The organism is Aequorivita flava (genome assembly GCF_038742595.1).
Lineage (GTDB): Bacteria > Bacteroidota > Bacteroidia > Flavobacteriales > Flavobacteriaceae > Aequorivita > Aequorivita marisscotiae.
Genome location: NZ_JBANCF010000002.1, coordinates 114027 through 125803, shown reverse-complemented (window position 1 = coordinate 125803; position 11777 = coordinate 114027). Strand labels below are relative to the sequence as shown.

The following is an 11777-nucleotide window of genomic DNA, read 5'->3' as shown; positions in this document are numbered from 1 at the left end:
ACGACTCATTTGTACATTTATCATGGATAAATTTTCTTTCTTAAACGCGATTCACCCAACACAAATCGCAGAACTCTACGAAAAATATTTACAGTACCCAGACAGTGTTGAGCCAAGTTGGCGAGCATTTTTTCAAGGGTTCGATTTCGGTTCTGAAAATAGTGCACACGAATTTTTTGGCACTACCGAACCGGCAGAAACGCCTGAATACGATGTTGGCGCCATCTGCGCAGATGTAATTAAGGAATTTCAGGTTGTGAAATTAATTGATGGGTATAGAACCCGAGGGCACCTTTTTACAAAAACGAATCCAGTTAGAGATCGCAGAAAATATACACCTACTTTAGCTATAGAAAATTTTGGGCTTTCGCAGCACGATTTAAAAGCAACATTTAGGGCGGGTGAAATATTGGGCATTGGCGATACTACACTCGAAGATATTATAAAACATCTTGAAAGTATTTATTGCGATTCTATCGGAATTGAATACATGTATATTCGTAAACCGAACGAAATCCAGTGGATTCAGCAAAAATTGAATGTACATGATAATCAGCCTAATTTTACTAACGAACATAAAAAGCACATTCTAAAAAAACTTAATGAAGCCGTAGCTTTTGAGAGTTTTCTTCATACAAAATACGTTGGTCAAAAACGATTTTCACTAGAAGGTGGCGAAAGTTTAATTCCAGCATTAGACACCTTAATTGAAAGTGCCGCCGAAAAAGGTGTAGAGGAGTTTGTAATGGGAATGGCTCACCGTGGACGTTTAAGTACCCTGACTAATATTTTTGGCAAAAGCGCTAAGGACATCTTTAGCGAATTTGATGGGAAGGACTATGCACAGGATATTTTTGACGGCGATGTAAAATATCATTTAGGTTGGACCTCAAAACGCAAAACCGAATCTGGAAGAGAAATTAATTTAAACATTGCTCCAAACCCTTCACACTTGGAAACAGTAGGGGCAGTGGTTGAAGGTATTACGCGCGCAAAACAAGACGACCATCATAAAGACAATCCAAATAAGGTTTTACCAATAATCGTACACGGAGATGCCGCAATTGCCGGTCAAGGAATTGTATATGAAATTGTGCAAATGGCACAGCTAGACGGCTATAAAACCCAAGGAACCATTCATATAGTAGTGAACAATCAAATTGGTTTTACTACCAATTACCTAGATGCGCGTTCTTCCATTTACTGTACAGATGTGGGTAAAGTTACGCTTTCACCTATTCTTCATGTAAATGCCGATGATGTAGAGGCTGTTGTGCATGCAATGATTTTTGCCCTAGATTTTAGAATGGAATTTGGTCGCGATGTTTTTATCGACTTGTTAGGTTATAGAAAATATGGCCACAATGAGGGAGACGAACCGCGATTTACGCAGCCAAAACTTTACAAAGCCATAGCCAAGCACGATAACCCAAGTAAAATCTATGCCCAAAAATTAATTAAAGAAGGGGTAATTGACGAGGGTTACATAGACAAGCTGGAGCAAGAATACAAAGATAAATTAGAAGAAAATCTAGAAGATTCCAGAAAGGAAGATAAAACTTCTATAACTCCATTTATGCAAGACGAATGGGAAGGCTATAATTATGCCGAAGAGGATAAAATGATGCAACCGGTTGATACTACTTTCAACTTAAAAAAGCTGGATAAAATAGCCGAAGCAATAACAAAATTGCCTGAGGATAAAAAGTTTCTCAGAAAAATTACCAGACTCGTTGAAGCAAGACGCACCATGTATTTTGAAGACAATAAGCTAGATTGGGCTATGGGCGAGCTTCTTGCATATGGGTCGTTACTCAACGAAGGGCACGATGTACGTATGAGTGGGCAGGATGTTGAACGGGGAACCTTTTCGCATCGCCACGCGGTTATTAAAGTAGAAGAAAGTGAAGAAGAAATTGTTCTGCTAAATCATTTACAGGGCGATCAAGGCGAGTTTTATATTTTTAACTCGCTACTGTCAGAATACGGAGTGGTTGGTTTTGATTATGGCTATGCTATGGCCAGTCCAAATTCGCTTACCATTTGGGAAGCACAATTTGGCGATTTTAGCAATGGTGCCCAGATAATGATAGACCAATATATTTCGGCAGCAGAGGATAAATGGAAATTGCAAAACGGATTGGTAATGCTTTTACCACATGGATATGAAGGTCAGGGAGCGGAACATTCTTCGGCCAGAATGGAACGTTATCTGCAATTATGTGCTACAGACAATATGTTTGTAACCAATGTAACTACTCCCGCAAACTTATTTCATCTTTTAAGAAGACAGTTAAAAACAGACTACCGAAAACCATTAATTGTTTTTACACCTAAAAGTTTGCTGCGCCATCCAAAGGTTGTTTCAACTAAGGAAGAATTTGCAAATGGTAATTTCCAATTGTTAATTGACGATACGGAGGCAAAAGTGGCAAAGGTAAAATCGTTGGTTTTTGTTTCAGGAAAATTTTATTACGATTTACTTGAAAAAAGAGAGGAACTTAAACGAGATGACGTGGCTTTGGTACGTGTGGAACAATTATTTCCGTTGCTAATAGATGCCATGAAGAAGATTCTCAAAAAATACAAAAATGCCGACGATATAGTTTGGGCACAGGAAGAACCAAGAAATATGGGCGCCTATTCGCATATTATTATGCATTTTGAAGAAGCCAGAAACTTTAGAGTTTGCAGCAGAAAAATGTATGCAGCTCCGGCCGCTGGTAGTACGGTTAGATCAAAAGCGCGTCATGCCAAAGTAATTGAAAACGTTTTTGATAAAAATATGGATTAGTTTTTCTAAAATTTTAGTAGAAAAACAAAATAACTTAAATTAGAAAATTGTAAACCTAGGTTTATATTAAATAACAATAATATGGCATTAGAAATGAAAGTCCCATCTCCGGGAGAATCTATCACCGAAGTAGAAATAGCATCTTGGCTAGTAAAAGACGGCGATTATGTTGAAAAAGATCAGGCAATTGCCGAAGTAGATAGCGATAAAGCTACATTAGAACTTCCAGCAGAAGCCAGTGGTATTATTACGCTAAAGGCCGAAGAGGGAGATTTAGTTGCCGTTGGCGAAGTAGTATGCTTGATAGACACAGATGCCGAGAAACCAGGTGACAATAAAAAGGAAGCTACTGATGAAAAGAAAGCAGAAGCTCCAAAAGAAAAAGAAGAAACTGCCTCTAAGAAAGCAGACTCTAAAATAGAAACACCGTCTAAACCCTCTACTCCCAACCAGGAGCAAGATAAAAAAACGTATGCCTCTGGCACGCCATCGCCGGCGGCCAAGAAAATTCTCAGCGAAAAGAATATTTCGGCAAAAGATGTAAAAGGCTCAGGGCGCGATGGACGTATAACCAAAGACGACGCGAGCAAAGCTGCAGCGCCATCTATGGGAACCCCCGGAACAGGTAGTCGTGGCAGCGAGCGTAAAAGACTCTCTATGCTTCGAAGAAAAGTTGCAGAACGTTTGGTTTCGGCCAAAAATGAAACTGCCATGCTTACTACGTTTAACGAAGTAGATATGACGGCAATCTTTGAATTGCGAAGCCAATACAAAGAACAATTTAAAGAAAAGCACGGAGTAGGACTTGGTTTTATGTCGTTTTTTACACTGGCCGTGGTGCGAGCACTGGAACTATATCCAGATGTAAACTCTATGATTGATGGCGATGATATGATTACCTACGATTTTAAAGATATTTCTATCGCCGTTTCTGGACCAAAAGGATTGATGGTGCCCGTAATTAGAAATGCAGAAAATTTAAGTTTTAGAGGTGTTGAAAACGAAGTGAAAAGACTTGCCATTAGAGCACGAGATGGACAGATTACTGTAGATGAAATGACGGGTGGAACATTTACCATTTCTAACGGAGGTGTTTTTGGAAGCATGCTTTCAACCCCAATTATTAATCCGCCGCAATCTGCAATTTTAGGAATGCACAACATTGTTGAGCGCGCAATTGTTCGCGATGGGGGTATTGTAGTGGCGCCTGTAATGTATGTTGCACTTTCTTATGACCATAGAATTATTGACGGTCGCGAATCTGTAGGTTTCTTGGTAGCGATAAAAGAGGCACTGGAAAGTCCCGAAGAATTATTGATGGACAACGACGTTAAACACGCGCTGGAATTATAACTTAATTAAATACTATAAAAAAATCCGGCCTGTAGAGCCGGATTTTTGCTGGTTAGCTAGTATTCAATTTTCAATTAAAGAGAATTGTATTAATTAAGTTTAGTAATAAAATTAAAACAATCGAAACAATTAACACTGTTACTGCAGGTTTCTTACCAATGAATAAGGTACGGTTGTTACCTCTTCTATTTTCTGTATATATTGAATCCTTCATAGTGTAAATATCCATCATTTAGCAGAAATATAAAATACGTGTTAACACGTAATTTTTTGATTTGTGGATATTTGGTTCTAAAGTAGCTTGTCGTGATGTTCCTTTGCCCAAATAAGCAAGCTATTGGTTTTAGGTTCAATTTTAAGTTTTGTAATTATATTACTTCGGTGTTTTTCTACCGTTCGGTACGAAATAAAGAGTTGTGAAGCAATTTCCTTATTTGTTTTATCCTGCGCTATTAATTTTAAAATCTTTTTTTCGGAAGGTGTAAGTGTGTCTAGCTCGCTAACTTCTACGGGCACAACACCAATGAGTTCCTTTATTCTATCGCTGAAAAAGGGCGCGCCATCTTTTACGGTTTTTATACAATTTTCTATTTCTTCCAAAGCAAATTCTTTTAAGATATATCCAAAAATATTGAGCTCCTTTGCTTTTTGATATAACTCCTTTTCTTTATGAAGTGTAATTAATACAATTTTAGTTTCAATCTGGGCGCCTTTGCATTGCTTGGCAATTTCCAGCCCAGACATAAATGGCATCTGAATATCTAAAATGGCGATGTCCGGATTTTTTTGGGTTATAAGGTTGTACGCCTCCCTTCCGTCGCTACCGCTTCCTAGAAGGTTATATCCTTTTTCAATTAAAAAATCGCTTAATCCTTTTAATAAAAGGGGATGGTCGTCTGCGATAATAATAGATGGTTTTGTGTTGCTCATAATGGAAATTGAAATTCTAGTACGGTGCCGGAGTCTTTTTTGGTTGTTACTTTCATCTGTCCGTTTAAAAACTTGGTGCGCTCAAATAGCGTTTTTAACCCAATAGATTTATCGTCTTGATGTTTTTCGGCAAAATCAAAACCAACTCCGTTATCACGTATAGAAATTATAATAGTGTTTGTGAATTTTTTTACTGAAACCTTGCCTGCTTCGGCTTTTGAATGCTTTAAAATATTGCTCAAGCTTTCCTGGATTATTCTATAAAGATTTACTTCGTCTTCTTTATTAAATAGGTTGTCTATGTTATCTATTTCGGCAGAAATAAACAAGTCTGAATTTTCATCAATAAAATTTATATTGTATTCAATAGCTTTGGTAATTCCCAACTCTTGAAGTTGAAAGGGATGCAAATCGCGCGATATGGCGCGTACTTCATCAATAGCGTTATTTACCATTTGTTTGGTTTCTGTATCGCCACTTGAAGTGAGCCTATTTTTAATTACCAATAATTGTTGGCCAATACCATCGTGAAGATCTTTTGAAATTCTTCTACGCTCACGTTCTTGCGAGATAAGTAATTCTTGGCTAAATTTTTCTTGAAGTATCTTATTGTTTTTTAAATACTTTTGGTTTCTATAAAGTAATATAAGCCCAAAACTTAGGAGTGTGGCAATACCGCCAAAAAGCATTGCTTTTTTAAAACTTTCGTTGTCTTTTTCGAGCAGTTTTATATCTGTAGATTTTGCTACAAGTTTTTTTTCTTTCTTTTCGGTTTCGTAAAGTGTTTGGTAATACGCGAGTGCGTTTGCGGTGGTTCGGTTGTAGATAGAATCTTTTAAGGCTTTGGTTGTTTTAAGATGTTCAAGGCTATTTTTATAGTCGCCCGTGTCTTGGTAGATTTCAGATAGAAGGGAATGGGTTAGCATAATTTCATCTTCAATTCCGAGCTTTTCGGCAACCTTCAGTTTTCTTTTTGTTAGGGCCAAGGCTTCTTCGTATTCTCCTATAGTTTGAAGGTATTTTGCTTTGCCGCTTAAATAGTTAAGTTCAGCAACCGAATTTCCTGAAACATTAAAATCTAAGGCTTCCAGCTTTTTATAGTATTCTTGGGCATGGTACAATAGATTTTGGTCGCAATAATATTCAATGATTCTTGAAATTATACCTATATATGTAGCTTTGTTTGAATTTTTATGATCAAATTTTGCTTCGGCCAAAAGCAGTGTTTTATATTCCAGACTGCTTTGGCCCATTTCTTTATAGTCCAAAGCTTGGTTGTAATGTTCGTTGGCTAGAAATTCATTTAGGTTTAAACGTATCATTTTTTCAATAAGGGCATTGCGTTCTGCTTTGGCCTTTTCGTAAAAACCGTTCATACTAAACATATTAATAATGCCTTGCTGGGCATATACCATATATTTGTATTCTTTTTTTTCTTCGTACATGGTATATGCTTTGGTAAAATCTGCACTCGCAAGTACAAATTTTCCCATTTGTGAATAGGCTTGACCCCTAAATAAATAGGTGTCTGCAATATTTAAATAATTAGTTGAAGAAAAATTTTCGAGCGCCAGATTATAATCGTTAACTGCTTCTTTAAGGTTTAGTTTTGTGTTGGCACTTCCGCGTTTTAGATATAATCCACCCAATAAAAGGCTGTCTTTTATTTTGTATTTACGAGCTAAAACACTGTTTATAACAGTGATGGCATTTAACGGATCGTTAGCAAAATTGGTTAGCGGATACTGTAAGTTCATTGCTTTTTTTGCCGCCAGCTCAACCTTATCCATCGCTAAGGCTAACTCTATATATTGGCGACTGTAATTTATAAAAGCTTCTGTATTAGTAGAAAATGTACGCTTTAATAGGCTGTCTAACGCAGTTAATTTTTGTGTATGGCTTTTTGTGGTTTTTACTACAGTTTCATAATGCGAAATATCTTGTGCGAACCCAGGGTTTAAAAACAGCGGGAAACTGAGGAACAAGAGGATTATTTTTTTCAGCACAATTGAGTTGTTTCAGAGGAAGTTAAAAGTACTCAATTTATAGCAAACATTTGCATTACAACTAATTCTTCTGTTTTACATAAAAACAATTTCGGCCATAATCTATAACAGCACGGTGCTCTTTTAAAAAATCTGCGCCAATGATCCCGTGAATTGCATTTTCATTTGCTTGCAATAGAGCTTCATTTACATGGGAAAGGTCAAATAGAACGAAATCCATCTTATTAACATGCCATTTTTTAATAGTGAAGGAGTTGCCACGCGAAAACATAGTTTCCATGTTTGTAGCGCCGGCGCCAGCGGCTTTTATAAGGCTGTCCTCGCTTATAAGTAAAAAATGCGCAGCGTTGTTTATACCCACACAACTGGTGCTTGCGCCGGTATCTAAAATAAAATGGCCCAATACTCCGTTAATTTTTGCAGAAAATAAATAATGTCCCGTGGCAAGCTTTTTTAAAGGAACGCGATAAAACCCTTTGGTTTCAATAAATTTGCGTAATTGCATCAATTTTTTTTGTGTAAAGATAGCAAACAAAAATATGTAGCTTTGCACATATGTTAACAGATACACACACCCATTTGTACAGTGATGCGTTTGCCAGCGACCGGCCTAAAATGATGCAACGCGCTTTTGATGCCGGAATAAAACGGTTTTTTATTCCCGCTATAGATTCTGGTTATACGGAAGCTATGTATGCTCTTGAGAAAGAATATCCCGACCGAGTTTTTTTAATGATGGGATTGCATCCTACTTCGGTAAAGGAAAATTTTAAAGAGGAATTGGCACACGTTGAAGAGCAGTTTAAAAAACGAAATTTTTACGCCGTTGGCGAAATTGGCATTGATCTTTATTGGGACACTTCTACGTTGGAATTTCAAAAGCAAGCGTTTAAATGGCAAATTCAATTGGCGAAAAAATACAAATTGCCTATCGTTATCCATTGTCGTGATGCGTTTGATGAAATTTTTGAAGTTTTGGAAACCGAAAAAAGTGATGATCTCTTTGGAATATTCCACTGTTTCACCGGAACTTTTGAGCAGGCCGAAAAGGCTATTTCCTATAATATGAAATTGGGCATTGGTGGCGTGGTTACTTTCAAAAACGGAAAGATTGATAAATTTTTAAATGAAATTCCTTTAAAACATATCGTTTTGGAAACCGATTCGCCCTATCTTGCTCCGGCGCCCTTTCGCGGTAAGCGCAACGAGAGTAGCTATTTAGCGTTTGTCTGTAAAAAGCTTTCGGAGATTTATGGAGTTTCTGAAGAAGAAATAGCGCAGATTACGACTCAGAACTCCAAAGCGGTGTTTAAAATTTAAATACTAAAGAAAAGGTGCCACATTCCAAAAATGCTGAACTTTACGATTTGGGGTTTTAGCACTTGAAATTCTATTAATATACTATGCATGCCAATATGAAAACGCAACCAAACATACTCCTTATATATACCGGCGGAACAATCGGGATGATTAAAGATTTTGAAACCGGCGCATTGCGTAATTTCAATTTTGATGAATTGCTCAATCATATTCCCGAATTAAAACTTTTAGATTGTAACATTACAACCACCTCATTTCCAGAACCAATTGATAGTTCTAATATGAGCCCCAAATATTGGGTGGATATTGCAACTCTAATTGAAGAAAATTACGAAAAGATGGATGGCTTTGTGGTGCTTCACGGTAGCGATACGATGAGCTACACGGCATCTGCCCTGAGTTTTATGTTGGAAAATTTGAGCAAGCCGGTTGTGTTTACTGGCTCGCAATTGCCAATTGGAGATCTGCGTACAGATGCAAAGGAAAATTTAATTACCTCTATTCAGATTGCTTCATTACAGGAAAAGGGTGTTTCAAAAATTGCTGAGGTTTGTTTGTATTTTGAATATAAATTATACCGCGCCAACCGGACCACTAAAATTAACGCGGAACATTTTGAAGCTTTCGCATCGCTTAATTATCCAGATTTAGTACAAAGCGGCGTTCATTTAGTAGTGAATAATGAAGCGCTTTACAGACCGAACCGACGAAAAAAGCTAAAAGTTCATAAAATATTAGAGAGCAATATTCTTTTGGTAAAAATGTTTCCTGGCATTGACGAGGCCACTATTAAATATCTATTTGACTATCCAGAATTAAAAGGGTTGGTGATTGAAACTTATGGAACAGGCAACGTTACCAATGCCAAATGGTTTATAAATTCACTTAAAAAAGTGATTAATAAAGGAATTCCTGTAGTAAATATTACCCAATGCTCTGGCGGAAGTGTAAATATGGGACTATATGAAACCAGCACGGATCTAAAAAAAATAGGGGTTATAAGTGGAAAGGACTGCACTACGGAAGCTGCTTTAGCAAAATTGATGTATTTGTTGGGTCAGAAAATTTCGGCTAAAAGCTTCAAAACCATATTTGAAACTTCACTACGGGGAGAAATGCACTAAATAAACCGCCAAAATTATTTTGTAGCGTTGTTTTTTTTTTGATATTTGGCACTCGTTTCAGGTAAATGCTTAGCTTGAGTTACGCAAGAGTAACATTTTCTCTGAATTGCTTTGAAATACTCTTTTACCGCCCCCTTAAAACGAAAGGTGGTAAATAAATTTAGAGAGGTGGCCGAGTGGTCGAAGGCGCACGCCTGGAAAGTGTGTATACGCCACAAGCGTATCGAGGGTTCGAATCCCTTCCTCTCTGCAACAAACATACAGTGTATTATAAAACTCATTTTTGAGTGTAGATTAATATTCTTGCAGATTAACTAAATTATTTTATATCTTTAAACCCTTAACTAAAAACAAACTTTAAGTCGATAGCAATGAAAAAATTATTTTCTATTATGGCGGTTGCCGCAATGGTATTTGTAGGCACATTAAACGCGAACGCTTCAACAGCGCAGACAATGCCAACTAGTTCACAAGCTTTGGTTACAGCAGCCACAGTTTCTTTTATTCAAGATGAAACAGCTCCAGCTGCAGCAGACAAAGGTTTTCACCAAGAGCTTAAAGAGCGCTTCGTGGAAGGTGGTCCTGCTTTTATGGGGATTGTACTATTGTGTTTAATTCTAGGATTGGCAATTGCTATTGAAAGAATTATCTACCTTAATCTTTCAACTACCAACACCCAAAAATTAGCTCAAGAAGTAGAAGATGCTCTTAACAGCGGTGGAATTGAAGCTGCTAAAGAAGTGTGCAGAAATACAAAAGGGCCAGTTGCTTCAATCTATTACCAAGGTTTAGATAGAGCTCACGAAGGAATCGATATTGCTGAAAAAGCTGTAGTTGCCTACGGTGGTGTGCAAATGGGACAACTTGAAAAGAATGTTTCTTGGATATCATTATTTATTGCAATTGCGCCGATGCTTGGTTTCATGGGTACTGTAATTGGTATGATTGATGCATTCGATAAAATTCAAGCTGCTGGAGATATGAACCCATCGTTAGTTGCTGGAGGTATTAAAGTTGCACTTTTAACAACTGTATTCGGTCTAATCGTGGCTATTATCCTTCAAGTTTTCTACAACTATATTATCGCTAAGATTGATAGTATTGTAAACAGCATGGAAGATGCTTCTATTACTTTAATCGATATGTTATTCGATTACAAAACCAAAAATAAAATCTAAACAAACCACAAGATGGCATTACATAAAATTTTAAAAATTGTAGCATTGCTTTTAAGCGTTGCAGGAATTATTTTTCTTGCAATGATCATCGCAAAAGGTGATACTGCTATCGTTGAATCTGGCGAAGGAGTAGATGGCTTCTTGTATGTTGCTTATATTACATTTGCTATTACAGTTGCTTTTGTTCTGCTCTTTGTAATAAAAGGAATTTTTGCAGGCAACATTAAGAATACACTTATGTCTGTAGGAGCATTTTTGCTAATTGTAGTTATTTCATATGTACTTGCAGATAGCAATCAATTGCCTACTCAAGACGGCGGAATGCTTTCCGAAAGCGGTTCTAAATGGGTGGGTACAGGATTATATGCTTTTTATATCTTAGCTATAATCGCTGTAGGATCCATGGTTTTCGGCGGAATTAAAAAAGTAACAAAATAATGGCAAGAAGAGCAACACCTGAAGTAAATGCAGGATCGATGGCAGACATCGCTTTCCTACTGCTTATCTTTTTCTTAGTAACTACTACTATTGAGAAGGACAGCGGTATAGCGAGGCAGTTACCGCCCATTGAAGAAATTGTTGACCCGCCTAAAATTAAAGAGAAGAACTTATTTATTGTTAATGTAAATAGAAACGACCAACTATTAGTTGAAGAGAAACTAATGGAGCTCAAAGATTTACGCCAAGCAGCAATAGCTTTTCTCGATAATGGTGGAGCCCCTTCTGGTAGCCCAGAATATTGCAACTATTGCAAAGGACAAAAAAATCCGGAGTCTTCGGATAATCCAGATAAAGCCGTAATTTCTGTTCAGAATGACAGGCTTACCTCTTATAAAATGTACATTGCCGTTCAAAATGAATTGGTGGCAGCATACAATTTTTTAAGAGATAGAGAGTCTCAAAGACTTTATGGATGGAAGTTTACCGAAATGACCAAAGAACTTGATGAAGGAAAGATAAAAGGTGAGGCGGCTCAAGAAGCACTCCAAGAAAAATTGGAAACTGTGCAAAAGCTATTTCCTATGAAATTATCGGAGGCAGAACCTAAAAAATCTGGACAATAATAATACAA

Annotated in this window: 10 protein-coding genes and 1 tRNA gene; 8 read left to right on the top strand and 3 right to left on the bottom strand. The window is 37.1% G+C overall.

Annotated features, from left to right (window positions below):
- Nucleotides 1–22 precede the first annotated feature (22 nt).
- Together VZD24_RS02950 and odhB are read left to right on the top strand one after the other, a co-directional pair.
- Nucleotides 23–2794, top strand: a complete 2772-nt coding sequence (locus VZD24_RS02950) for a 2-oxoglutarate dehydrogenase E1 component (protein ID WP_342686909.1) — start codon at nt 23–25, stop codon at nt 2792–2794.
- A gap of 81 nt (nt 2795–2875) precedes the next feature.
- The gene (odhB, locus tag VZD24_RS02945; RefSeq protein ID WP_279449867.1) at nt 2876–4147 is read left to right on the top strand and encodes a 2-oxoglutarate dehydrogenase complex dihydrolipoyllysine-residue succinyltransferase; all 1272 of its coding nucleotides are present in this window, start codon (nt 2876–2878) and stop codon (nt 4145–4147) included.
- A 291-nt stretch (nt 4148–4438) separates the two neighbouring features.
- Here the strand turns inward: odhB and VZD24_RS02940 are convergent, their stop codons facing one another.
- The 3 genes from VZD24_RS02940 to VZD24_RS02930 all read right to left on the bottom strand — a co-directional run bounded on the left by VZD24_RS02940 (nt 4439) and on the right by VZD24_RS02930 (nt 7588).
- Entirely contained in the window at nt 4439–5077 is a 639-nt protein-coding gene (locus VZD24_RS02940; protein WP_279449868.1) for a response regulator, read from the bottom strand.
- Nucleotides 5074–7083, bottom strand: a complete 2010-nt coding sequence (locus tag VZD24_RS02935; protein WP_279449869.1) for an ATP-binding protein — start codon at nt 7081–7083, stop codon at nt 5074–5076. Before VZD24_RS02935 ends, VZD24_RS02940 begins: the two co-directional genes overlap by 4 nt.
- A gap of 61 nt (nt 7084–7144) precedes the next feature.
- On the bottom strand, nt 7145–7588 hold the full coding sequence (locus VZD24_RS02930; protein WP_279449870.1) for a retropepsin-like aspartic protease family protein: 444 nt from the start codon (nt 7586–7588) through the stop codon (nt 7145–7147).
- Nucleotides 7589–7638: 50 nt separating this feature from the next.
- Between VZD24_RS02930 and VZD24_RS02925 the strand changes: the two genes are divergently transcribed.
- The 6 genes from VZD24_RS02925 to VZD24_RS02900 all read left to right on the top strand — a co-directional run bounded on the left by VZD24_RS02925 (nt 7639) and on the right by VZD24_RS02900 (nt 11769).
- Entirely contained in the window at nt 7639–8403 is a 765-nt protein-coding gene (locus VZD24_RS02925) for a TatD family hydrolase (protein WP_342686910.1), read from the top strand.
- Nucleotides 8404–8498: 95 nt separating this feature from the next.
- On the top strand, nt 8499–9527 hold the full coding sequence (locus VZD24_RS02920; RefSeq protein WP_342686911.1) for an asparaginase: 1029 nt from the start codon (nt 8499–8501) through the stop codon (nt 9525–9527).
- Nucleotides 9528–9689: 162 nt separating this feature from the next.
- Nucleotides 9690–9777, top strand: a tRNA-Ser gene (locus VZD24_RS02915).
- 121 nt (nt 9778–9898) lie between these two features.
- Complete coding sequence (locus VZD24_RS02910; protein ID WP_279449873.1) at nt 9899–10705, top strand: MotA/TolQ/ExbB proton channel family protein; 807 nt, start codon at nt 9899–9901, stop codon at nt 10703–10705.
- A gap of 12 nt (nt 10706–10717) precedes the next feature.
- Nucleotides 10718–11143 carry a hypothetical protein gene (locus VZD24_RS02905; RefSeq protein WP_279449874.1) on the top strand — a complete coding sequence of 142 codons (426 nt, stop codon included), beginning with the start codon at nt 10718–10720 and terminating at the stop codon, nt 11141–11143.
- The gene (locus tag VZD24_RS02900) at nt 11143–11769 is read left to right on the top strand and encodes an ExbD/TolR family protein (protein ID WP_342686912.1); all 627 of its coding nucleotides are present in this window, start codon (nt 11143–11145) and stop codon (nt 11767–11769) included. Before VZD24_RS02905 ends, VZD24_RS02900 begins: the two co-directional genes overlap by 1 nt.
- Nucleotides 11770–11777: the final 8 nt, after the last annotated feature.

Coding starts and splice junctions, on each gene's coding strand:
- odhB (WP_279449867.1), top strand. CDS start 2,876: ATGGCATTAGAAATGAAAGTCCCATCTCCGGGAGAATCTATCACCGAA.
- VZD24_RS02905 (WP_279449874.1), top strand. CDS start 10,718: ATGGCATTACATAAAATTTTAAAAATTGTAGCATTGCTTTTAAGCGTT.
- VZD24_RS02910 (WP_279449873.1), top strand. CDS start 9,899: ATGAAAAAATTATTTTCTATTATGGCGGTTGCCGCAATGGTATTTGTA.
- VZD24_RS02940 (WP_279449868.1), bottom strand. CDS start 5,077: ATGAGCAACACAAAACCATCTATTATTATCGCAGACGACCATCCCCTT.
- VZD24_RS02900 (WP_342686912.1), top strand. CDS start 11,143: ATGGCAAGAAGAGCAACACCTGAAGTAAATGCAGGATCGATGGCAGAC.
- VZD24_RS02925 (WP_342686910.1), top strand. CDS start 7,639: ATGTTAACAGATACACACACCCATTTGTACAGTGATGCGTTTGCCAGC.
- VZD24_RS02930 (WP_279449870.1), bottom strand. CDS start 7,588: ATGCAATTACGCAAATTTATTGAAACCAAAGGGTTTTATCGCGTTCCT.
- VZD24_RS02950 (WP_342686909.1), top strand. CDS start 23: ATGGATAAATTTTCTTTCTTAAACGCGATTCACCCAACACAAATCGCA.
- VZD24_RS02920 (WP_342686911.1), top strand. CDS start 8,499: ATGAAAACGCAACCAAACATACTCCTTATATATACCGGCGGAACAATC.